This window comes from Candidatus Microbacterium colombiense (genome assembly GCA_029203165.1).
GTDB lineage: Bacteria > Actinomycetota > Actinomycetes > Actinomycetales > Microbacteriaceae > Microbacterium > Microbacterium colombiense.
In genome coordinates, this window is sequence record CP119308.1 from 1,815,480 (window position 1) to 1,837,755 (window position 22,276).

Annotated in this window: 23 protein-coding genes, 1 tRNA gene and 1 pseudogene; 11 read left to right on the forward strand and 14 right to left on the reverse strand. The window is 68.1% G+C overall.

The genetic code is table 11. From position 1 onward, the window contains the following. Position 1: 1 nt before the first annotated feature. The 4 genes and pseudogenes from P0Y60_08705 to P0Y60_08720 all read right to left on the reverse strand — a co-directional run bounded on the left by P0Y60_08705 (position 2) and on the right by P0Y60_08720 (position 4,138). Positions 2-439 (reverse strand): Fe-S oxidoreductase, encoded by a 438-nt coding sequence (locus tag P0Y60_08705; protein ID WEK62787.1) that lies wholly within the window; start codon positions 437-439, stop codon positions 2-4. Further along, a complete protein-coding gene (locus P0Y60_08710; GenBank protein WEK62788.1) occupies positions 436-1,239 on the reverse strand; it encodes an arginase family protein in 804 nt (267 codons plus the stop codon). The genes P0Y60_08705 and P0Y60_08710 overlap by 4 nt, the downstream gene beginning before the upstream one ends. 65 nt (positions 1,240-1,304) lie before the next feature. After that, positions 1,305-2,049, reverse strand: a pseudogene (locus P0Y60_08715) (PspA/IM30 family protein). 55 nt (positions 2,050-2,104) lie between these two features. Beyond that, positions 2,105-4,138, reverse strand: a complete 2,034-nt coding sequence (locus tag P0Y60_08720) for a TPM domain-containing protein (GenBank protein WEK62789.1) — start codon at positions 4,136-4,138, stop codon at positions 2,105-2,107. 122 nt (positions 4,139-4,260) lie between these two features. Here P0Y60_08720 and P0Y60_08725 point away from each other — a divergent pair, with 122 nt between their 5' ends. Genes P0Y60_08725 through P0Y60_08740 form a run of 4 tightly spaced genes read left to right on the forward strand, consistent with a single transcriptional unit; the run spans position 4,261 to position 7,165 of the window. Next, positions 4,261-5,100: a DUF3097 domain-containing protein gene (locus tag P0Y60_08725; protein WEK62790.1), complete on the forward strand. Its 840-nt coding sequence runs from the start codon at positions 4,261-4,263 to the stop codon at positions 5,098-5,100. 48 nt (positions 5,101-5,148) lie between these two features. Beyond that, the gene (trmB, locus tag P0Y60_08730) at positions 5,149-5,874 is read left to right on the forward strand and encodes a tRNA (guanosine(46)-N7)-methyltransferase TrmB (GenBank protein WEK62791.1); all 726 of its coding nucleotides are present in this window, start codon (positions 5,149-5,151) and stop codon (positions 5,872-5,874) included. After that, positions 5,871-6,719, forward strand: coding sequence for a CPBP family intramembrane metalloprotease (locus P0Y60_08735; GenBank protein WEK62792.1), 849 nt, complete (start codon positions 5,871-5,873; stop codon positions 6,717-6,719). The genes trmB and P0Y60_08735 overlap by 4 nt, the downstream gene beginning before the upstream one ends. Before the next feature lie 53 nt (positions 6,720-6,772). Next, positions 6,773-7,165, forward strand: a complete 393-nt coding sequence (locus P0Y60_08740) for a DUF1304 domain-containing protein (GenBank protein ID WEK62793.1) — start codon at positions 6,773-6,775, stop codon at positions 7,163-7,165. A gap of 9 nt (positions 7,166-7,174) precedes the next feature. Here the strand turns inward: P0Y60_08740 and P0Y60_08745 are convergent, their stop codons facing one another. The 4 genes from P0Y60_08745 to P0Y60_08760 form a co-directional block, all read right to left on the reverse strand. Beyond that, positions 7,175-7,576 (reverse strand): RidA family protein, encoded by a 402-nt coding sequence (locus P0Y60_08745; protein WEK62794.1) that lies wholly within the window; start codon positions 7,574-7,576, stop codon positions 7,175-7,177. Positions 7,577-7,665: 89 nt separating this feature from the next. Beyond that, positions 7,666-8,643 carry a zinc-binding dehydrogenase gene (locus tag P0Y60_08750; GenBank protein ID WEK62795.1) on the reverse strand — a complete coding sequence of 326 codons (978 nt, stop codon included), beginning with the start codon at positions 8,641-8,643 and terminating at the stop codon, positions 7,666-7,668. Between the two features lie 25 nt (positions 8,644-8,668). Beyond that, positions 8,669-9,091, reverse strand: coding sequence for an organic hydroperoxide resistance protein (locus tag P0Y60_08755; GenBank protein WEK62796.1), 423 nt, complete (start codon positions 9,089-9,091; stop codon positions 8,669-8,671). A 22-nt stretch (positions 9,092-9,113) separates the two neighbouring features. Continuing rightward, a complete protein-coding gene (locus P0Y60_08760) occupies positions 9,114-9,557 on the reverse strand; it encodes a MarR family transcriptional regulator (GenBank protein ID WEK62797.1) in 444 nt (147 codons plus the stop codon). 111 nt (positions 9,558-9,668) lie between these two features. Between P0Y60_08760 and P0Y60_08765 the strand changes: the two genes are divergently transcribed. The 3 genes from P0Y60_08765 (at position 9,669) to P0Y60_08775 (ending at position 12,412) form a co-directional block, all read left to right on the forward strand. Continuing rightward, on the forward strand, positions 9,669-11,387 hold the full coding sequence (locus P0Y60_08765) for a DHA2 family efflux MFS transporter permease subunit (GenBank protein ID WEK62798.1): 1,719 nt from the start codon (positions 9,669-9,671) through the stop codon (positions 11,385-11,387). Between the two features lies 1 nt (position 11,388). Beyond that, a complete protein-coding gene (locus P0Y60_08770) occupies positions 11,389-11,844 on the forward strand; it encodes a MarR family transcriptional regulator (protein WEK62799.1) in 456 nt (151 codons plus the stop codon). 73 nt (positions 11,845-11,917) lie between these two features. Then, positions 11,918-12,412 carry a MarR family transcriptional regulator gene (locus P0Y60_08775; GenBank protein WEK62800.1) on the forward strand — a complete coding sequence of 165 codons (495 nt, stop codon included), beginning with the start codon at positions 11,918-11,920 and terminating at the stop codon, positions 12,410-12,412. 102 nt (positions 12,413-12,514) lie between these two features. Here the strand turns inward: P0Y60_08775 and P0Y60_08780 are convergent. Both P0Y60_08780 and P0Y60_08785 read right to left on the reverse strand, forming a co-directional pair. Then, positions 12,515-12,587: transfer RNA gene (locus P0Y60_08780), tRNA-Arg, on the reverse strand. Between the two features lie 16 nt (positions 12,588-12,603). Beyond that, a complete protein-coding gene (locus P0Y60_08785) occupies positions 12,604-13,419 on the reverse strand; it encodes an SGNH/GDSL hydrolase family protein (protein ID WEK62801.1) in 816 nt (271 codons plus the stop codon). A 70-nt stretch (positions 13,420-13,489) separates the two neighbouring features. Here P0Y60_08785 and argS point away from each other — a divergent pair, with 70 nt between their 5' ends. Together argS and P0Y60_08795 are read left to right on the forward strand one after the other, a co-directional pair. Continuing rightward, positions 13,490-15,154 carry an arginine--tRNA ligase gene (gene argS / locus P0Y60_08790; GenBank protein ID WEK62802.1) on the forward strand — a complete coding sequence of 555 codons (1,665 nt, stop codon included), beginning with the start codon at positions 13,490-13,492 and terminating at the stop codon, positions 15,152-15,154. A gap of 40 nt (positions 15,155-15,194) precedes the next feature. Next, positions 15,195-16,043 (forward strand): DUF2993 domain-containing protein, encoded by an 849-nt coding sequence (locus tag P0Y60_08795; GenBank protein WEK62803.1) that lies wholly within the window; start codon positions 15,195-15,197, stop codon positions 16,041-16,043. A 19-nt stretch (positions 16,044-16,062) separates the two neighbouring features. Here P0Y60_08795 and P0Y60_08800 read toward each other — a convergent pair whose 3' ends face one another. Genes P0Y60_08800 through P0Y60_08815 form a run of 4 tightly spaced genes read right to left on the reverse strand, consistent with a single transcriptional unit; the run spans position 16,063 to position 19,385 of the window. Further along, entirely contained in the window at positions 16,063-16,812 is a 750-nt protein-coding gene (locus P0Y60_08800; GenBank protein WEK62804.1) for an alpha/beta hydrolase, read from the reverse strand. Further along, positions 16,809-17,390 (reverse strand): TetR/AcrR family transcriptional regulator, encoded by a 582-nt coding sequence (locus tag P0Y60_08805; GenBank protein WEK62805.1) that lies wholly within the window; start codon positions 17,388-17,390, stop codon positions 16,809-16,811. Before P0Y60_08805 ends, P0Y60_08800 begins: the two co-directional genes overlap by 4 nt. Next, the gene (locus tag P0Y60_08810; GenBank protein WEK62806.1) at positions 17,368-18,270 is read right to left on the reverse strand and encodes an alpha/beta hydrolase; all 903 of its coding nucleotides are present in this window, start codon (positions 18,268-18,270) and stop codon (positions 17,368-17,370) included. Before P0Y60_08810 ends, P0Y60_08805 begins: the two co-directional genes overlap by 23 nt. A 50-nt stretch (positions 18,271-18,320) precedes the next feature. Then, the gene (locus P0Y60_08815; GenBank protein WEK62807.1) at positions 18,321-19,385 is read right to left on the reverse strand and encodes a YihY/virulence factor BrkB family protein; all 1,065 of its coding nucleotides are present in this window, start codon (positions 19,383-19,385) and stop codon (positions 18,321-18,323) included. A gap of 147 nt (positions 19,386-19,532) precedes the next feature. Between P0Y60_08815 and lysA the strand changes: the two genes are divergently transcribed. Further along, on the forward strand, positions 19,533-20,975 hold the full coding sequence (lysA, locus tag P0Y60_08820; GenBank protein WEK62808.1) for a diaminopimelate decarboxylase: 1,443 nt from the start codon (positions 19,533-19,535) through the stop codon (positions 20,973-20,975). Beyond that, positions 20,972-22,276, forward strand: a complete 1,305-nt coding sequence (locus P0Y60_08825; GenBank protein ID WEK62809.1) for a homoserine dehydrogenase — start codon at positions 20,972-20,974, stop codon at positions 22,274-22,276. Before lysA ends, P0Y60_08825 begins: the two co-directional genes overlap by 4 nt.

The window sequence follows — 22,276 nt, forward strand, 5'->3', positions numbered from 1 at the left end:
CTCAGCGGCCGCGCCGCACGTAGTTGCCGTCTTCCAGTCCGGCCTCGATCTCGAAGCGATTGCGCAACGGGTCCCGCCCGGCGAAGAGGTACAGGAACGGCATCAGGAAGCCGTAGCGGAGCCACTGGGCTTTGTGCACCGCCTCATGGCGCAGCACGGCCTCGCTCGGCTGGACGTCACCGGTGAGGAAGCATCCCCCCACGCAGACGCCGCCGCGGTTGAACGCCCACTCCGGGAGGCCCTGGAACACCCACAGGCCTGCGCGCCGCTCGACAGGTCCGGTGCTCCAGATCGAGCCCCACAGCCACCCGACCGCGGTGCCCCACGAATATCCGAGCCGGCTGATCGGGGAGCGCAACAGGAAAGACGGGATGCGACGGTCGAATCGTCGGCCGCGTGCCAACGCCTCCTCAGCAGCGGGTCGCCAATCAGCCGTCATGCGACCGCACCCACCAGACGCAGGAGTGCGCCGAGATCATCGACGGCGTCGGCGGGGGAGCGCGGTGCGAATCCCGCGATCGTCGCCCCGGCGAGGGGGACCGTTTCACGCAGGCGCCGGATCGCAGCGCTGAGCGCGGCGGGAGACGATCCGAACGGCGCCGGTGAGGACACACCCGAGAAGTCCGCGGGGTCGAGGACATCGACATCGATGTGCACCCAGACGCGCGAGGCGCCGGTCGCACGGACGGCCTCGGCGAGAGCATCGACGCGATCCAGATCGGAGACGGAGAGGGTGGTGAGGGGCGAGAGCTGATCGACCTCGGCATCGTCGAGGTCGCGCATGCCGACCGTCACCACGCGGTTCGGAGCGACTCCGGGAGAGAGCGTGAGCTGTGCCTCGCCCTCGCCGAGCACCGCTCGCAGAGCCATTCCGGAGAATGCGCCGGAGGGCGAGGTCTCCGGCGTGTGCATGTCGGGGTGGGCATCGCACCAGACGACGGCCACGTCGTCCGTACCTCCGGGCAGCGCGGCCAGCGCAGCGACGGTGACGCTGCAGTCGCCGCCGATGATGATCGTGTCGTCGGTGATGTGGTCGCGCACGAGTTCACGCGTGCGCAGCAGCGCGCTGAGGCGGCGCACGCCCGTGCCGAGCGCCTCGCCGGCCTCGACCGGGACATCCAACACCGTCGTGGCGGCACGGGGGAGGTCGCCAGCGATCGCCGACGCGCCGTCGACGAGAAGCATCGCGCGCGGCGCAGGAGAGCCCTGCCATTGCGGAACGACGAGGAATCGCACCATGGGTACCTCCGGAAAGGGAAGAGCTGATGCCCCGGACGGCTCGTCCGGGGCATCAGCGGGGTGTATCAGTTGCCTTCGATGGCCTGGCGCGGCGCGCTGCCGCCGGCCTTGAGCTCGGCGAGGCGAGCCTCGACCTCGGTGAGCTCACCGAGGTCTTCGAGGCTCTCGAACTGTGCGTCGAGGCTCGACGCGGCCAGCTCGATCTTGCCCTGAGCGATGGCCTCCTGGCGGCGGACCTTGTCCTCGAATCGACCCAGCTCGCTGGTGGGGTCCAGCACGTTGATCGACCCGACCGCATCCTGCACCTTGGTCTGGGCCTCGGCGACCTTCGCGCGGGCGAGCAGTTCGCTGCGCTTGTTCTTCAGCTCACCGAGCTTGTCCTTCATGCCGTTGAGGCCGCTCTTGAGCTTGTCGACGATCTCGGTCTGCGCGGCGATCTGCGGCTCGGCACCGGTGGCCTCGCGCTCGGCGCTGATCTGACGCTGGAGCGCGATCTTGGCGAGGTTGTCGAACTTGTCGGCATCGGCGCTGTTGCCGGCGCCACGCATCTCGTCGGCCTTGCGGCTGGCGGCGAGGGCCTTGTTGCCCCACTCGGTCGACGCCTGGACGTCTTCTTCGTGGTCACGCTCGAGCAGGCGCAGGTTGCCGATGGTCTCCGCGATCGCGGACTCCGCGTCGTGCGATGCTGTTGGTGTAGTCGCGAACGAGCTGGTCGATCATCTTCTGCGGGTCTTCCGCAGAGTCCAGGAGCGAGTTGATGTTCGCGCGGACAAGGGTGGAGATACGTCCGAAGATGGACTGTTTGGTCATGCGTGATTCCTTTCAGAGGGTCGTGATCGAAGTCTGTACGAGTCGGCTATGAGGTTCAGAAGCGTCCACCTCCGGAGCGGCGTCCCCCGCCGCTGGAACGTCCGCCACCGCCGAAGCCGGAGCTGCGGAAGCCGCCGCTGCCGCCGGTTGAGCGCCAGCTGCTGCCGCGGGACGACGAGCCACCGCCACCGCCGGAGAGGAGGCCGCCGATGATCCCGCCGAGGATGTCGCCGCCGAGGCCGGACCCTCCGGAGTTCGATCCGCCGAACGGACCGTTGCCCCAGCCGCCGTTCTGACTCTGGCTCGGCGCATAGGACTGCACGTCGGCTTGCGCGGAAGCGGTCGCCTGTCGCGCGAGTTCGAGCGCCCGATTCGCCTCTGTCAGCGAGGCTTCGGGATCGCTCGCGCGCAGGTCGAGTGCTCGGGTCAGGCTGTCTTCCGCCTGAGACAAGCGGGTGCGGGCCGTCGAACCCACGGTGCCGCGGCGCGTCTCGATGAATTCGCGGCCGGAGCGGATCTCCGAGTTCGCCTGAGTGAGAGTCTGCTCGAGCATCTGCTGCGCACGGCGCACGCGCTCGACGTCTTCTCGTCCTTGCGCGATCACGGCATCGATCTGCGCATTCGCCGCTGTCAGCGCCGCGAGCACCTGCTGAGGGCTGCGGGAGGCGCCGCCGAGGTTCTCCTGCGCCCGATGCAGCTGGGCTTCGGTCGCCGCGATCGTCGCGGCGATCGATCTCTGTGGATCGGGAAGCTGCCGGGCGGCACTGATGTCGCCCTGCAGCTCGCTGAACAGCGCACGCGACTGCGTCTCGATCGCGGCGAGCTCAGCGCCGAGCGCGCTGATCGCCTGCACGAGCTGTGCGGCCTGGGCGACGGCCTGTTCGGCGGTGCGGATCGCGAACGCGGCCTCGCCGGATCTTTCCGCGGTGATCGCCTGTGCGGCGGCGTCGATGGAACGATCGGCCAGCGCCGCGCGTTCCTGGGCCTGCGCAGGATTGTCCGACACCGTGCTCAGTGCTGCGGCGTCATAGATGCCGGTCAGTCGCGACAACGTGGGCGTGGCATCGGCGAGGAGCGGATCCAGGGCGGCGCGTTCCCTACGAACCCGCTCGAGCTCGACAGGCGCATTCTGTTCGAGCTTGCGCAGGGCGTCGAAGGCCTCGGTGTTGGCATCGAGGAGGTCGTCGATCTCCTCGGCGATGCCGATGATGCGGATATGCCAGGCTCGCCGGTCCTGGACGGTGTCCTCGATCTCGTCATCGAGCTTCTGCTTGAGGTCGAAGGCCTCGGACATCTTCGCCTTCGCCGCGTCGACGGCCTGGCTGAACTCGGCGGTGGTCTGCTCTCCGAACTGCGCGATCGCGAAGCCGAGCTCCTCCTTGCTGGAGGTGATGGCGTCGTCGGCCTGCACGAGGGCGGACCCGGCCTGGGTGGCGACCTGTTCATCTGTGAGCGTGGAGAAGGGATCGTTCGGGTCGGGCTGATCAGGCATCGCGCCACGGCGCCGCACATCGGCGGCGCGCCGCGACTTCTTCACGGAGCGCACGATGAGCCAGATGACGACGGCGATCACCACGATCACCACGAGGATCAGGAGGACGGTCAGGAAGCCTGCTCCGCCGTCTCCCTGCATCTGGTCGGCGGCGGCGGTGATGGCGCCCGCCCAGTCGTCGCCGCTCAGCTTCTGCTCGATCGCCTGCTCGATCTGATCCTGCTGGGAGGCGCTGATGGGGCCACCGGAGTCTGCGCTGAACGCGTAATTGCGCTGATCGATGGCGACCGCGAGGACATAGTCCCTGGTGCCCATGCCGTTCTGCTCGGCGACGGCGTTCGCCCATCCGTCGGCGTCGGTCGGGTCCGTGAACTCGTCGACGAACACCACGAAGAGATCGAGGCCGCTCGCCTGCGTGAGTTCGGAGAGGCGTGTCTCGGCGGACTGCAACTCACTGTCGCTGAGCGCGTTGGCCTCGTCGACGACGTGGGTGGAACCGAAGGTGACCGGAGCCGTTGCCGTGGCGCTCGTTGCTCCCAGACCGGCGACCATGAAGGCCAGGATCACCCCTGCACAAGCCAGCCACCGAGTCTTCATTGCGATCCCTTCGACCGGCAGCCGCGCCCCATGCCCCGAGTCTATGCACAGAGTCCGACACGCGACAGGTTCAGCGGCCGGATCACCGTTCGCCCTCAGCGGAGGCACATACGCTGGAAGGCATGGACGACAGGTACGGATCCGATGTGCTGGCTGCCGGGTGGCGCGAACGAGCCGCGAAGCCGGTGCCGGAGGTGCCGGCAGAGATGGATCTCGTCGTGGAGGTCGCGCTCGACGGCTTCTGCGGAGCGGTGACTCGAGTGCAGGGCGGAAACGTCGAGCTCGAGGATCGTGCCGGCCGCAGACGGCTGTTCCCCCTGGGAGGGGGCTTTCTCATCGACGGCACGGCCGTGCGCCTGAAGCCACCGGCGGCGAAGTCTCAGGCGGCCCGTCGCACCGCCTCGGGTTCGTTCGTTGTCGCCGACCAGCGCGCTCGCATCGCTCTGCCCAGCCGGATCCTCGTCGAGGGAAAGCACGATGCGGAACTGGTGGAGAAGGTGTGGGGTGCCGACCTGCGCGTGGAGGGCGTCGTGGTGGAGTTCCTCCAGGGCGTGGATCTGCTCGATGAGCTGCTGACGGCCGAGCCGCCCAGCGCGTCGCGCCGGTACGGCGTGCTCGTCGATCACCTCGTACCGGGGTCCAAGGAATCCCGCATCGCGGAGGCCGTGTCCCGCGGCCCGCATGGGAGACACGTGCGCATCGTCGGGCATCCGTTCGTCGATGTCTGGCAGTGCGTGACCCCGCGCGCACTGGGCATCTCACGATGGCCGGAGATCCCGCGCGGCACCGATTGGAAGACCGGTATCTGTCAGGCCTTCGGATGGCCGTACGAGACGCAGGGCGATACCGGTCGCGCGTGGCAGCACATCCTCAGCAAGGTTCACACCTACCGCGACCTGGAGCCCGCCCTGCTCGGCCGGGTCGAAGAGCTCATCGACTTCGTGACGGCGCCCGCGGCGTGACGCCCGCGGATGTCCGACGCCTCCGAACCCGCCGACTACCCTGGAAGCATGCCTGAACCCCGCACTTTCCGCGATGAGCCGGTGTCCTTCGTGCGTCGGAGCGGCCGCATGTCCGACGCGCAGGAGCGCGCCTTCTCCGAGCTCGGTCCGCACTACCTGCTCGATGTGCCGCGTGACGTCGCCTGGACCTCGGTGCACCCGGAGGCACGTCTGGAGCCGGCGGCGGAGTACGGACGCGTCGCGGACCTGTATGTGGAGATCGGTTCCGGTCAAGGGCACGCCATCGTCGCGGCGGCGAGCTCCCGACCCGGCGATGACTTCCTGGCGGTGGAGGTGTTCCGGGCAGGGCTCGCCCGCACGATGCTCGACGCCGACCGCGAGGGCGCCCGCAATCTGCGCGTGGTCGAGGCGAACGCCCCCGAGGTGCTCTCCTCGTATCTGCCGGAGGGCGCGGCGCGCGAGGTGTGGATCTTCTTCCCCGATCCGTGGCACAAGAGCAAGCACAACAAGCGCCGACTCGTGCGCCCCGGTTTCGGCGAGACGGCGGCGCGTGCGCTCCGTGACGGTGGACTGCTCCGCCTCGCCACCGACTGGGAGGACTACGCCCTGCAGATGCGGGACGTCCTCGATGCGGATCCGCTCGTCGAGCGCGCCTTCGACGGCGAATGGGCCGAGCGCTTCGACGGACGTGTGATGACCGCGTTCGAGCGCAAGGGCCTCGCGAAGGGTCGCGACATCAGAGACCTCGTCTACCGGCGTCGCTCGCGCGCATGAGTCTCCCGCGAGTGAGCGAAGCGCGAGCGGACTCCACCGTCTGGCCGGGTGTCGCCCCTGCCGTCCTCGTCTGCGCGGCGGCTCCCGCGTTCTTCGTACTGGAGATCCCCTGGCTGGGGTGGATCCTCCTGGCTGCCGGCATCGCCGCCGCCTGGTGGATCGAACGGGGTCGAGTCGTGGGCTCTGCGCCGTCGCTCACGCGCGACCTCTCGTTGATCGCTCTCGGGTTGCTCATCGTGAGCGTCATCCCGCTGGCCGCCGAACTCGACAATCTGGCGATGCTCCGCTTCACACTGGCACTCGGCGGCGCGGTCGCCGTGCCGTACCTGGTCTCGCGATATCTGTATCGAGATCGAGCGATCGGCTTTCCCTGGCGTACGCATCGGCGGTGGGGGAGGCTCCAGTGGGGATGGCTGGTGGCGGTGCTCGTGCTGGGCTGGCTCATCCTGCCCTTCTACTTCATCACCAGCGGGGTCTACCAGAACTGGCCGGTCGTCGACAGTCCCGACCTGATCGCTCGACTCTTCGTCGGGGTGGGCGCAGTGGGCATCTGGGACGAGCTGTTCTTCATCTGCACGGTCTTCGCGCTGTTGCGACGTCACTTCCCGAACGCGCTCGCGAACGTGCTGCAGTCGATCGTCTTCGTGTCGTTCCTGTGGGAGCTCGGCTATCGCGAGTGGGGGCCGCTCCTGACGATCCCGTTCGCCCTGCTGCAGGGGTTCATCTTCCTTCGCACCCACTCACTGGCGTATGTGGTCACGGTGCATCTGCTCTTCGACGCGGTGGTCTTCGCCGTGCTGGTGCATGCACACAACCCGGGTCTGCTGCCGATCTTCCTCGTCTAGACCCGTCACACCACGCGTTTGCCCTGCACGGCGTCAGCGCGGGAGAATCAGACATGCTCATCGTCGGTCTCGTCCTCGCAGCCGCTGCTGCCGCCTTCCACGTCTTCATCTTCGCGCTCGAGTCGCTCAAGTGGACCGAGCCGGAGACGCGCAAGATCTTCGGCGTCGCCTCGGAGGCGGATGCCATCACGATGAAGCAGCTCGCATTCAACCAGGGCTTCTACAACCTGTTCCTCGCTCTCACCGCCCTGCTCGGTGTCGGCCTGACGATCGTCGGGTTCTCCACCGTGGGACTGACGCTGGTGTTCGCCGGCACCGGCATGATGCTGGCCGCAGCTCTCGTGCTCGTCCTCGCGGATCGCACGAAGGTGCGCGCGGCGACGATGCAGGGCACCCTGCCGCTTCTCGCTGTGGTCGCCACGGCGATCGGCCTCGCCGTCAGCTGAGGGCCGCGGTCAGCCGCGGTCGACGGCGGCGACGGCGCTCACCTCGATCAGCGCGCCCGGAACCCCGAGGCCCGCGACGAGTGCAGCCGTGACCAAGGGCGGTGCTCCGTCTCGCGCGAGCGTCGACGCGACAGCGCCGTAGGCGGCGCGCAGGTCCGCGTCCTGATGGATGAGTACCGTCCACGCGATCACATCGTCGAGACCGGCATCGGCCGCTGCGAGGGCGATGCGGGCGTTCTCCACGGCGCGGAGCGATTGCTCTGCGGCATCGTCGGAGACCAGAGTGCCTCCGGCATCGATGCCGTTCTGGCCACCGACATAGATCATCGTCGCCCCCGGCGGCACGACGGCGACGTGGCTGAACGCGGGGCTGGTGACCAGGCCCTGGGGCTGCATGAGTGAGATGTCCATGCCGAGATTGTGCGCCGGGGCACGGACATTCGCGATGAACGACAGAGAGGCCGTCCGCTCGCGAGTGGACGGCCTCTTATGGTGTTGTGTCAGAAGCGCAGGAGCACCTTGCCGACGCGGCCCGGGGTCTTGCTCATCCGCACGGCGTCGGCGATATCGGCGGCATCGAAGACGCCGGCGACCGGCAGCGTCAGCGTGCCGTCGGTGACACGCTGGATCAGTTCGCTGAACAGCGAACCACGCGTGGCGGCGTCGAGCTGCTGGATGACCTTGCTGCCCCAGAAGCCCTTCACCGTCGCCTGCTTGAAGATCACGTCGGAGGAGGCGATCTCCATGACGGGTGAGTTCATCGCTCCGAAAGCGACGAGAGTCCCGCCCTCGCCGAGCAGGGAGAGCACGTCGCCCGATGCCGAGCCGCCCACGGAGTCGACGCCGGCGACGATCGGAGCGTCTCCGACGAGGCGTGCCGCCTGCTCGCGCCAATCGTCCTGGTCCGTGGCGATGACGTTCGTGATGCCCTGTGAGCGGAGCTCCTCCACGCCCGCCGAGCGGCGCACGAGCCCGAGTACGTGCACGCCGCGAGCAGCACCGAGCTGCGCGAGCATCCGCCCGACCGCGCCGTTCGCCGCGTTCTGGACGATCCAGTCGCCCTCCTTCACGTCGAGGAACTGCAGCAGGCTGATCGTGCTGAACGGCATCGACACCAGCTGCGCGGCGCTCTCGTCCGAGAGGGAGTCCGGCACGGGGATGAGGCCGGCGGCATTCGCGACGATGTACTCCGCCCAGGCGCCGAAGGTGCCCCCGGTGGCGACCCGTTGTCCGACCACCAGATGGTCGACGCCCTCGCCGAGCGCGTCGACGATGCCGAGCGCCTCGGTGCCCGAGGCCGCGGGCAGTTCCGGCTTGAATCCGTAGGTGCCGCGCACGGTCCACAGATCGTGGTTGTGAATGGGGGAGAGGACGATGCGCAGCCGCACCTGTCCGGCCGCGGGCTCGGGGACGGGACCGTCCTCGACGGACAGGACCTCTTCGGCCTCGCCGAACTTCGGGTGGATGAGTGCGCGCATGATGTGGTTCCTTTCGGCGCCGGGGTCAGTCATCGGAGACGGTGATGGTGACGTCGATGTTGCCGCGGGTGGCGTTCGAGTAGGGGCAGACCTGATGTGCGGCATCCGCCAGTGCCTGCGCCTGGTCGTGCGGCAGGTCGGGGATGACGACCTCGAGCTGCACGGCGAGTCCGAAACCTCCTGCGCCGTTCGACCCGATCTGCACACGGGCGCCGACGGAGCTGTGCTCGATCGAGACCTTCTGCGCGCGTGCCACCGACTGGAGCGCGGAGTGGAAGCAGGCCGCGTATCCTGCGGCGAAGAGCTGCTCGGGGTTCGCACCGTCTCCGCTGCCGCCCATCGCCTTCGGTATGGCGAGGTCGAACTCGACGCGACCGTCGTCGGTTGCGACGTGGCCGTTGCGACCGGCGCCGGTGGCGAGAGCCTCGGCGGTGTAGAGAGCTTCCATGGGGGATTCCTTTCGGGAGGGGTCAGTTGTCGGTGCTCTGCAGCAGGGAGGTGAGCTGCTGCAGCTCGGTGATGAGACGACGTCGATGCGCGTCGTCATGGATGCCGGAGAGCTGAGCGATCTGGGCGGGGATCCGCACGAGGTCGGTGCGCAGCGTCTGGCCCTCGGAAGTGAGCTGCACGGTGACGACCCGCTCGTCGTTCGTGCTGCGGGCCTTCGTGACCCACCCGGCCTGTTCGAGGCGACGGACCAGGGGGGAGAGGGTGCCGGAGTCGAGCTGCATCGCCTCGCCGAGCGACCCGATCGTCTGCTCGCCCTCGTGCCAGAGGAGCGCCAGCACCAGATATTGCGGATAGGTGAGGTTCCAGGGTGCCAGGAGCGTGCGGTAGGCCTGCGTGGTGGCGCGGGCAGCCGAGTACAGCGAGAAGCACACCATCTCATCGGTCACGGACATGTTCAAGAGCATTGCACACGATTGTATTGTGCACAACTTGATGGGCCCGCCGATGGTTGCTCTTTCGCAACTATCGGAGTATGGTTGACGTAAATCAACTAACCACGCAGGAGCATTCCCACAGTGACAACCATTTCCCCCTCCGCACCCGAAGCCACGCGCTCGGCACGCGAGGTCTTCACCGCGATCTCCGGACTCGTCGTCGGCATGTTCGTCGCCGTGCTCTCGGGCACCGTCGTGTCGACCTCGATGCCGGTCATCATCGCCGACCTGGGCGGCACCCAGTCCCAGTACACCTGGGTCATCACCGCCAGCCTTCTGGCGACCGCCGTCTCCACCCCCATCTGGGGCAAGCTGGCCGATCTCGTCGACCGCAAGGTGCTCGTCCAGATCTCGCTCATCCTCTTCACCGTCGGAACCGTGATCGCCGGGTTCTCGACCGACACGAACATGCTCATCGCGGTCCGAGTCGTGCAGGGGATCGGCGTCGGCGGCCTGATGTCGCTCGTGATGATCGCGGTCGCGCTGATCATCTCGCCGCGCGAGCGCGGCAAGTACATGGGCGTCGTGGGCGGCATCATGGCTCTCGGTACCATCGGGGGCCCGCTGCTCGGCGGACTCCTCACCGATGTGTGGGGCTGGCGCTCCAACTTCTTCGTCGGCGTGCCGTTCGCGATCCTCGCCCTCGTGCTACTGCAGTTCACGCTGCACCTGCCCAAGCCGCAGCGCGACACCAAGGTGTCGATCGACTACTTCGGCATCGTGCTGCTCGCGGTCGGCGTCTCGACCCTCCTCATCTGGGTCTCGATGGGTGGCAACCAGTTCGACTGGGACTCCTCGACGAGTATCATGCTCGCGGTCACCGCGGCCGTCGCGATCGCGGCGTTCATCACCGTCGAGTTCTTCGTCAAGGAGCCGATCGTGCCGATGTCGCTGTTCCGCAACCGCACCTTCACGTTGTCGGTGATCGCCTCGATCGCGATCGGCGTCTCGATGTTCGCGACCTCCGTCTTCCTCGCCCAGTACTTCCAGCTCGCTCGTGGCGCCACGCCCACCGAGTCCGGACTGATGACGATCCCGATGATCATCGGTCAGATGGGCGCGTCGATCATCATCGGTCAGCTCGTCAGCCGATTCGGCAAGTGGAAGGGGTGGATGCTCACCGGTTCGGTTCTCGCGACGGTCGGCGTCAGCCTCATGGCGACGCTCCGCTACGACACCCCGTTCCCGCTCGTCGCGGTGTACATGTTCGTGCTCGGCGCCGGCCTCGGCATGGTGATGCAGAACCTCACCCTGATCGTGCAGAACGACACCGCCCCGCAGCAGTTGGGTGCGGCGTCGTCGAACGTGAACTTCTTCCGTACGATCGCGGGCACCATCGGCGTCACCGTCATGGGATCGATCCTCTCCACCAGTGTCGCGGGCTTCATCACCGACGGCCTCCGTGGATTCACGCCCACCACGCCGGAGGAAGTCAGCGCGCTGCAGGACCTCGCCTCAGGCGATGTCCCGAAGATCGGTCAACTGCCCGACACGATCCGTGTGATCGTCGAGGGGGCATACGGCCACGGCATCGCCGACGCCTTCATCATCGCCATCCCGCTCGCCGTGATCTCGATCATCGCGATCGCCTTCATCAGGAACAAGCCGCTGTCGACCAAGAACGCGGCCGAGCAGCTGCGTGAGCAGGCAGAGGAATCCCTGATCGAGGTGTCGGAGGCCGAGGTCGGCGCATCCGTCAACACGGGCGCGATCCGGACCGCCGATGCCGCGTCGACGTCGTCGTCCACCACGGGGTCGGTGACCGTGCTGGAGCGCGAGGACCGGGAGCGCGGGCGCTGAGATGATCGTCTCCGACGTGGTCATGACACCGGATGCGGAGAATGCGCTCGGAGACCTCCAGGCGCACCTCAACCTCATCTTCGCGCGAACGCGATCGCTGTGGAAGGAATCCGCTGCGCGGGTTCACCCCGAGCTGCAGGTGGGCGGGTACAAGCTGCTCACCTTCATCGACCACACCGGTGCCGCCAACGCGCACGAGCTCGCCGACCGGTTCGAGATGGACAAGTCGGTGATCAGCCGCCAGGTCAGGATGCTCGAGGAGTTCGGACTGTTGCAGGCGCAACCCGACGAGCGTGACGGTCGACTGCGCGTGCTGACGGCGACGCCGGCCGCACAGGCAGCCCTCGCGGAGTTGAGGCGTGAGCACGGCTCCCGTCTCAGGGCCGTGATCGGAGAATTGCGTCCCGAAGAGATCCGTGCGGCCTCGAAGGTGTTCCGGCTGCTGTCGGAGGTCTGAGTGTCATCGCGATGACCGGATCGAAGCCCCATCGCCTCTCGAGGCGGTGGGGCTTCGCCGTAAGCTGACGAGCATGAGCGTTCCGTCCGACGAGACCCCCGCCGCCGGTTCATCCGCCCCCGGGAGCATATCGAGTGACGGCGCGGCGATCGATGAGGCGATCTCGCGGGTGGAGCATGAGCTCGGAAGCCTCTTCGCCCGGATCCGCATCAGCTGGCGCGAGGCGGCGGTGTCCGTGCATCCTGACCTGCAGCCGCTCGGTTACCAGGTGCTCACCTCCATCGCCACGGGGAAGGCGACATCGGCCGGTGCGATCATCGAACGACTGCAGACCGACAAGTCCGCGGTCAGCAGGCAGGTGCGTCAGCTCGAGCAGCTCGGTCTCGTCGAGAGTGTCCAGGATCCCGAAGATCGCCGGGCCCGAGTGCTCGTCGCGACCCCACTCGCGCAGGAGAAGATCGCGCTCGCGCGCTCCCGGTACGAGAAGCGCATCGGCGAGCGGCTGCGTCGCTGGTCGGCGGCCGACCTGGACCACTTCGCCGACCTGCTCGCCTCCCTCGGCGGGTGAGCACTGCGGCTGACCCGACGAGCGCCCCTTTGCAGAACCACGAAGACCCCGCCCGATGGGCGGGGTCTTCGTCATCACTAGTGATTCTTGCGGTGCTTTCTGTGCCCCCGACAGGAGTCGAACCTGCGACCTACGGTACCGGAAACCGGCGCTCTATCCACTGAGCTACGGAGGCGTACCGATCGACACTATCACTGGTCGGGGGTGGTCTCCGACCCGCCCGCTTCCGTGACCGGCGCCCCGGCGAGCTCCTGAAGCGCGGCAGCCAGTCTCTCGGCCAGGTAGCGGTGACCCGCGGTGGAGGGATGCTTGCGACCGAGGTCGACGTCGATCACGTCGAGGTAGTTCTGCTCGGTGATCCAGTCCTGCGCGACGGGGGAGATGTACCACCATCCGCGTGCTCCGGCGAGCTCCGCGAGGTCGGTGTCGATACGAGCTGTGGCCGCTCCGACGGGGAGCTCATGGGGCGCCGGGCCGAGTACCACGATCGTCGCATCCGGGTATGTCGCAGCGAGCGCGTCCCATGCGGCCGTCACGGCTTCGCGATAGCCGGCGGTTCCCTGCGCCCTGTCGTTGATCGAGCCCTGCATGATGATCAGGTCGGGGGCGAGGGTGGGGTCGAGGGCGGCGATGCGCTCTCCGAAGGTCGGGCCGTCGATGCCGGGCTTGAGATAACCGCTGCCGCGGACGCCATCGACGATGGTCTCGCCGTCGAGCAGTGATGCCAGCTGATACGCGTAGCCCTCGGTGGGGACGGTCGCCGCAGAACCGTAGGTCCACGAGTCTCCGAAGACGAGCACCCGGGGGTGCTCCGGCAGCACGAGCGGCGCGGGCGCGATGACCGCACCGGGCGCTGTTCCGCTCTCCGACGCTGCGCCGACGGGGGCCGCTGAGGGGAGCGGCGCCCACGGCCGCCACATGCCCAGGGCGACCGCGGCGACAACGAGCAACAGGCCGAGGATCACGCTCGCGGAACGCAACGGGTGGCGAGCTGCTCGGGCCTTCATGGCATGAGAGTAGATCACGAATCGTCCTACGCAAATTCGCGGCCCCGCCGCGCCGTAAACTGGGGAGTCTATGACTCCTGAAACGCTCGCTCACGCCCTCCTCGCCGTCCTGACGCCGATCGCAGACGAGCGACGCCCGGGCGAGCCGCTCGGACTCGCCGCCTCGGACCTCGTGTTCGAGCGTCCGCGCAACCGTGACCACGGTGACTGGGCCTCCAACGTCGCCATGCGCTTGGCCAAGCAGTTCGGAACGAACCCGCGCGAGCTCGCCCAGCAGATCGCCGATGGCCTCGCCGCCGTGGACGGTGTCGCGAGCACTGAGGTCGCCGGCCCCGGGTTCATCAACATCCGCCTGGATGCGGCGGCTGCGGGCGCACTCGCGAAGTCGATCGTCGATGCGGGTGCCGCATACGGTACGAATTCCTCGCAGCAGGGGGTGTCGGTGAACCTCGAGTTCGTCTCGGCGAACCCGACCGGTCCGCTGCACATCGCCCACACGCGGTGGGCGGCGCTCGGCGACTCGATCGTGCGTCTGCTGATCGCGAGCGGTGCGCGCGCGGTGCGTGAGTACTACATCAACGATGCCGGCGCGCAGATGGATCGCTTCGTGAGCTCGGTGCTCGCTGCGGCGAAGGGCGAGCCGACGCCGGAGGGTGGCTACCCGGGGGAGTACATCGCAGCTCTGGCGACGCGCGTTCTGGACGCTCATCCCGGTCTGCTGCAGCTCCCGGATGACGAGCAGCGTATCGTCGCGTTGGATCAGGCCTATGCCTACCAGCTCGCCGAGATCAAGAACTCCCTCGACCGCTTCAACGTGCCGTTCGACGTGTGGTTCTCGGAGCGCACGCTGCACGCGAAGGACGCATCGGGATCGAGCCTGATCGATCAGGCCGTCGATCGCCTCCGCGAGCAGGGGCACGTGTTCGACCTGGATGGTGCGGTCTGGGTGCGCACGACCGACTTCGGTGACGACAAGGATCGCGTTATCCGTCGCTCCAACGGCGAGTACACCTACTTCGCTGCCGACGCCGCGTACTACCTGAACAAGGGCGACCGTGGCTTCGAGAAGAAGATCTACCTGCTCGGCGCCGACCACCACGGGTACGTGCATCGTCTCAAGGCCGTCGCCGGCGCGGCCGGAGAGGACCCGGAGAAGAACATCGAGGTGCTGATCGGCCAGATGGTGTCGATCAACGGCGCGCGTCTGAGCAAGCGTGCCGGCAACATCATCGAGATGGACGACCTGCTCGACTGGCTCGGCACCGATGCCCTGCGGTACTCGTTGGAGCGCTCGCCGGCCGACTCTCCTCTCGATCTGGATCCCGAGCTCCTGCAGAAGCGCACGAACGACAACCCTGTCTTCTATGTCCAGTACGCGCACGCACGCACGCACAACGTGGCCCGGAACGCGGCCGCATCGGGTGTCGATCGCTCCGAGTTCGCACCGGAGACGCTCACACACGAGTCCGAGGCTGCGCTACTCGGAGCGCTGCAGGAGTTCCCGCGCATCGTGGCCTTCGCCGCGGAGGTGCGTGAGCCGCACCGCGTCGCGCGCTACCTGGAGGAGCTCGCAGGGCTCTACCACCGCTGGTACGACAACTGCCGGGTCATCCCGCAGGGCGATGACCCGATCGAGACGGTGCACCGCACGCGTCTGTGGCTGAACGACGCGTCGGGACAGGTGTTCCGCAATGGCTTGGATCTGCTGGGCGTCTCGGCGCCCGAACGCATGTGAGCCGCCGGATGACGGCGACGCGGTAGGGCAGGATGTGAGGATGAGCGACGACAATCCCACGCTGCCCTACCCGGACGCCGACGCCGAGCATCCCACGCTCGTCATCCCCCGGAGCGGGAGTGCGGACGAGGTGCCCGCCCGCGTGAAGCGACGTCGGTGGCCCTGGGCGGTGCTGATCGTCGTCGTCGTGCTCGGACTGCTCGTCGTCGCGGCGGAGTTCGTGGCGCGTGCCGTGCTTCCGGGAGTCGTGCGGTCGCTGGTCGTCGATCAGCTCGAGCTGCCGGCCGATCAGCAGCTCGAGGTCGAGGCGAGCGGCATCCTGCTGCCCCAGCTCATCGGCGGCACTCTGGACCGTCTGCACCTGTCGACCGATTCGGTGACGCTCGAGGGGATCACCGGGGCCGCCGACGTCACGGCAACGGGCGTTCCGCTGCGCGGCGGCGACCTCGGTGGGGCCTCCGGCACGATCCGCATCGATGAGACGCAGTTCACCGCACTTCTCGCCGACACCGACCTACCCGTGGACACCGTCAGCTTCGAGGCGCCGAATGCCACCGTCGGCGGGTCGATCAGTGTGCTCGGCGCCGCGGTGCCGGTCTCGCTCACCGTGACGCCCGGTGCTGCAGAGGGTGATCTCGAACTCACCCCGGTGTCGCTGAGCATCGCCGGCATGGAGGTCTCGGCTGACAGCGTGGCCACGCTGCTCGGATCGATCGGCGAGAACCTCACCCAGACGCAGCGCATCTGCATCGCGGATCAGCTGCCCGCCGGTCTCACGCTCACGGGGCTCGAGATCGAAGGAACCTCGGCGGTCATCGACATCGACGTGAACGGCGCCATCGTCACCGATGAGAGCCTGCTGGACAAGGGCGTCTGTCCTCGTCCGTGACCTCGGCGGGGTCGAGTGCTCAGGCGCGGCCGCCGTCGCACCAGGAGCGGATTCGCTGAGCCAGCCATTCCGGTCGCTGCAGAGGAATCCCATGCCCGCAGTCGTCGACCATCTCAATGGTGCTCGAGGGGAGGCGATCGTGCAGGACGGATGCTGATCTCTTCATCAGCGGCTTCTCGCGGGCGCCGACAAGGATCAGGGCTGGTCGTGCGCAGGATTCCCAGCTCTCCGGCACCGTGAACGCGATGTTCTCGCGCACGGAGTTGACCAGCGTGGTCCGGGAGATCGACGCCGACGTGCGTACGTAGTCGGTCATCAGCTCGTCAGGGACGAAGAGTGCGCTCGCCTGCATCCTCGCGAACCACTCCTTCTTCGCGAGACCTGCACTGGCGTGCAACAGCGACACCATCAGCCCCGGTGCGCGCAGGGGCACGGTCTGGGCGCTGATGACGACCACATGATCGACGAGGTCAGGGTGTCGAGCAGCGAGCAGAACCGCCAGCTGCGCACCGAGAGAGAAGCCGACCACGTGCACCGGGCGTCGCTCACGGCGAATCACCCGCACGAGCTGATCGATCGTGGCGTCATGTGACTCATAGTCCTGGTCGGCACTGCGTCCGTGCCCCGGCAGGTCCGGCACGATGAGGCGGCGTCCTGTCGGGAGATGCGTCCGCATCGGCTCCCACATCCACCCGGCGACCCCGCCGCCGTGCAGCAGCAGCGTCGCCGCGTCCTCATCGCCTCCGAAGGTCGATATGTGCATGGTCATCCCTGCTCGAAGATCGCGGCCATCACCCCGAGCGTATCGATGGCGCCCTCCAGATCGTCTGCGGCGAGCGGGCCTATCAGGCGGGCGGCCGAGAGCAGACCGATCGTCGCGCTCGACAGTGCGAGGGCGAGATGCTCGGCGTCGACCTCCGCCCTGATCGCGCCCCGCTGCTGCAGTGCGCGCACCCACTCGATGACACCCAGATGGCGGGCCCGGTAGCGCGGGCCGGAGATCGATTCCACATGGCGCCCGAGCACCCCGGCGTCATCGAGGAACGCAGCGGTCATCAGTGGATCGGCGACCACGGCGCGAGCCGTCGCCCGGTACGCGGTGCTCAGGCGGTGGTCGTCGCCGACATCGTCCTGCACGCGCTGTCGAAGGCGTTCCAGGGCGCGTCGCAGCACGGCGTCGAGGACCTCCCGCTTTCCTGCGAACTCGAGGTAGACGGCACCCTTCCCGATTCCGCTGCTCTCGGCGATCTCCGCCACAGCCATGGTGTCGAACCCGTGGGCGAGGATGAGTCTCTCGGCGGCGTCAAGGATACGTTCGCGTCTTTCAGGGACGAGCGGACGGGGCATCGTCGATCCTCCTCAGGTGGTCGAGAATCGCGCGGGTCGCGACGTCCGGTCGATCTCGTTGCACCCAGTGCCCTGCGCCGGGCACGACGACGAGGGTCGAGTGGGGAAGTCGGGCTGCGGCGGCTCGGACACGGGAGACGGGGACTCCGCCGTCACGCTCGCCGTGGATGAGGAGCGTGGGTGTGCGGATCGACGCCAGCTGTGCGGTGTAATCGGTCCGAAGCCCGTTCCACCGCACCTGGTCGCGCTGCCATTCGCCGAACACGGCCATCCCACTACCCGTGGCCGCCTCGGCGATGACAGCCTCGACGAGTTCGGGAGTCCTCGCGGCCGGGTCGCGGATGATGTCGCGCAGACCGCGTTCCATCGTGCGCCGGTGGCGCGCCGCTGAGGCGCTCAGCCTCGTGAGGATGCCGGTGCGCAGCATCGCGAACGCCGCAGCGTGCACGATCGCACCGCCCGAACCGTCCGCCAGACGCGGCATCACACCGTAAGTGCCGAGCAGGACGGCGCCGCGCGCCCGACCCGGGCGTGCGAGAAGGTGACCGATGGTGAGTCCACCACCCAGGGAGAGTCCGGCGACGACGTAGTCGGTGACACCGATGGTGTCGACGAACTCCGCGACGTACTGGAGCAGTCGTTCCTGAGTGAGCGGCCAGTCGGCGCGCGGACTCTGACCGAATCCGGGGTGGTCCGGTGCGATGACGCGATGTCCGGCCGCTGCCAGAGCGGGCCCGAGCGCACCCCAGGAGAGTTCCGCACTGTCGGCGCCGCCACCGTGCAGCAGCACGACCGGTGAACCGCGCTCCTGGCTCGGCTGCCAGTCCAGGTAAGAGATCGTCGCCGACGCGAGCGCGACCTCGGAACGTACAGGCATCATCGTGCACCTCCGTTGTGACCAGGTTAGCTTGTTCGGTCACAACGGAACGTTCAGACGGTGGTCGATTCCTTCGTCGCCGCATCATCGACGAGCGCCTGCTGTGCGGCGCGCAACTCCGCGGTGGCGATCTTGACCTCGACCTCGGCGCGCTGGACGCGCCGCTGCGGGAAGGTGGACGCACCGAAGCGGGCGTGCACGCGATCCGATCCCTCCTCCTCGGCGGTCACGATATAGGCGCATGAGACGAGGATCACCTGCGCCGAGAAGTTCAACCAGATGAGCAGAGCGAGCAGAGAAGCGAAGGAGGCGAGAAGCGGATTGCTCGTCGCTCCGCCGATGAACAGGCCCGACAGCTCCTGCAGCACGATGAGACCCACCGCTCCGATCATGGCGCCGGCCCACACCGACCGCGCCGATGCTCGCACGCCCGAGAGAAGTCGGAAGATCCCGACGATCAGCGCGGCGTCGAGAGCGAAGACCACCAGCAGCGACAGGAGACGCACGGTCCAGGCCACCACAGGCGAGTCGTCGGGGAGTCCGAGCAGTCCGCTGAACCACGCGACGCCGAGCTGCCCGGCGAAGGTGAGGAACGCGGCCACGACGAACGCGAGCCCGATGCCCGCCGCCAGGCACAGGTTGCGCAGGATCACCCAGAACCAGAGGATGTCGTCGTGCGTCGTACCGGCGATCACGCGCACCGCCGTTCGCAGCGACCCGATCGCACCGAGGGCGGCACCGACGAGTGCGACGAGCGAGATGATCCCGGCGATCGACAGGGATGCCGGCGCCTGCAGATCCTCGGTCTTGATCACGCCGCCCTCCCCGATCAGTCCTGGCACCGCCGACTGGACGGCGGCGATGATGGCCTGCCAGGCATCGGGGTTCCCGGCCAGCCACAGCGCCGCGATCGAGAAGCCGAGCAGGACTCCCGCGAACACGCTGAACAGCGCCCGGTAGGTCACGCTGTCGGCGAGCATCGGTCCGCGTCGGTCCGAATACAGCAGGAAGGCCCGTACGGGACGCCGCGCCAGAGCCCAGGCGATCGCCGCCGCGCTCACTCGCGCGATCAAGCCGGGGCGGGCGGAGGTTTCGGTTCGTGATTCGGTAGTGGCCACACGCCCAGCCTACGAGGCGGAAACAGACCCCCACAGGGGCTTGACGTCGCGCGTCACCCTGATCAGCCGCGCGCACACGGTGCCCTAGAATCGGGTCAACCTCGATGTGCGTGTTCAGCCCGAGATCCGTCCCACGATTGGTGCTCATTGCTTTCCCCTGCCGACTCGCTCGCCCCGGAATGGCTCGTCGAACCCGAAGACGCGAACGACCTCGCGCCCGGCGTCTGGCCGGCGTCCGCGTCGCGCGATTCCGACGGTGCTCTCGTGCTCGCCGGCATGACCGCGTCCGCGCTCGTCCAGACGTATGGCACGCCCCTCCTCGTCATCGATGAGGAAGAGGTGCGCACGCGGGCCCGCGCGTTCCGTCACGCCTTCGACCGCGCCGCCGCCGACCACGACACGACCGCCCAGGTGTACTACGCCGGCAAGGCCTTCCTGTGCACCACCATCGCGCGCTGGGTCGTCGACGAAGGACTCCGCGTCGATGTGTGCACGGGAGGCGAGCTCGAGGTCGCGCTCGCCGCGGGTGTCGCCCCCGCGTCGATCGGCTTCCACGGCAACAACAAGTCCACCGCCGAGTTGGAGAGGGCCGTTCGCGTCGGTGTCGGTTCGATCATCGTCGACAGTGACATCGAGATCGAGCGGCTTTCCGCGATCACGGCGCGTCTCGACGCGGTGCAGCGTGTGTTCGTGCGGGTCATCAGCGGCGTGCACGCCGAGACCCACGAGTTCCTCGCGACGGCGCACGAGGATCAGAAGTTCGGATTCCCGCTGCCGGAGGCACAGGTCGCCGTCGCTCGGATCCGTGAGATCCGCGGGCTGGAGTTCGCCGGCCTGCACTGCCACATCGGCTCGCAGATCTTCGGCGTCGCGGGGTTCCGCGAATCCGCCTCGCGCGTCCTGGAACTGCATGCCGCCCTCCTCGAAGGCGGTCCGGTGCCGCAACTCAACCTCGGAGGCGGCTTCGGCATCGCCTACACGCGTGTGGATGACCCGACGCCGATCGACGAGCTCGCCGCCGAGATCGTGGCTGCCGTCGCCCAGGACTGCGCTGCCCGCGGTATCGCCGTTCCGGCGCTGTCGTTCGAGCCCGGCCGGGCGATCGTGGGCACAGCCGGCGTCACGCTGTACGAAGTGGGCACCACGAAGGACGTCACCGTCGAGTCCGGGGCGGTGCGCCGCTACATCAGCGTCGACGGCGGCATGAGCGACAACGCCCGCCCCGCCCTCTACGGCGCGCAGTTCTCCGCCCGGTTGGCCTCCCGCGTGGGGGACGGGCGGCCGCAGCTCAGTCGCGTCGTCGGCAAGCACTGTGAATCCGGCGACATCGTCGTCGACCACGAGTACCTGCCCGGCGACCTCACACCCGGCGATCTGCTCGCAGTGCCGGCGACCGGCGCCTACTGCGCGTCGCTCGCCAGCAACTACAACCACGTTCCGCGTCCGCCCATCGTCGCCGTCAACGGCGGGGAATCCCGGGTGATCGTGCGCGGAGAGACCATCGACGATCTGCTCGCGCGTGACGCGGGCATCGACGGAGGACGAGCCTCGGATGGCTCGCGTCCGTCCACCTCAGGAGGAGCAAGATGACAGAGTACCGACGACTGCGGGTGGCCCTTCTCGGAGCCGGAGCTGTCGGCTCCCAGGTCGCAGCACTCCTGCTGCGCCACGGCGACGAACTCGCCGACCGCGCGGGAGCGACGCTGGAGCTGGCGGGCATCGCGGTGCGCAATCCCGATGCACCGCGTGACGTGGATCTCCCGCAGGAGCTCTTCACGACCGACGCGGAGTCGCTCATCCTCGGAGCGGACATCGTCATCGAGCTGATCGGCGGTATCGAGCCCGCACGCACCAGCATCCTGCAGGCCATCGGTTCGGGCGCGGACGTCGTCACGGCGAACAAGGCCCTGCTGGCGACGCACGGACCCGAGCTCTTCGAAGCCGCCGACCGCGTCGGGGCATCGGTGTACTACGAGGCGGCGGCCGCCGGAGCCATCCCGATCATCCGTCCGCTGCGCGATTCGCTCGCCGGCGATCGTGTCGTGCGCATCATGGGCATCGTCAACGGCACGACGAACTACATCCTCGACCGCATGGACACCGAGGGCGCCGACTTCGCCGACGTGCTCGCCGACGCCCAGCGACTCGGATACGCCGAGGCGGATCCCACCGCCGACGTCGAGGGCCACGACGCCGCACAGAAGGCGGCGATCCTCGCGAGCCTCGCCTTCCACACGGCTGTGCCGCTGGATGCCGTGCACTGCGAGGGCATCTCGTCGATCACCGCGTCGATGATCACCGAGGCGCGCTCCGCCGGTTTCGTGATCAAGCTGCTCGCGGTCTGCGAGCGCCTCGAGGCGAACGGCGACGAGTCGATCTCGGTTCGCGTGTACCCGGCACTCGTTCCGCAGACGCACCCGCTCGCCTCGGTGCACGGAGCCAACAATGCGGTCTTCGTCGAGGCGGAGGCTGCCGGTTCGCTCATGTTCTACGGTGCGGGCGCCGGGGGAGTGCAGACCGCATCGGCTGTGCTCGGCGATGTCGTCTCCGCGGCCCGTCGGCATATCGCCGGTGGCGTCGGGGTGGGCGAGTCGACCCGGGCCAACCTCCCGATCGTCCCGATCGGCCACGTCACCACGCGCTACCAGATCACGCTCGAAGTCTCCGACGCTCCCGGCGTGCTGGCGACCGTCGCGGGGATCCTCAGCGACGGCGGCGTGTCGGTCGCGACCGTCGTGCAGACCGTCGAAGGGGAGGCAGAGCCGACGGCTCGCCTGATCATCGGCACGCACCGGGCAGCCGAGAGCGCACTCAGCGCCACCGTCGACGCACTCGCGGACAGCGCGGTCGTCGAACGCGTGGTGTCGGTGCTGCGCGTGGAAGGCGAGTGA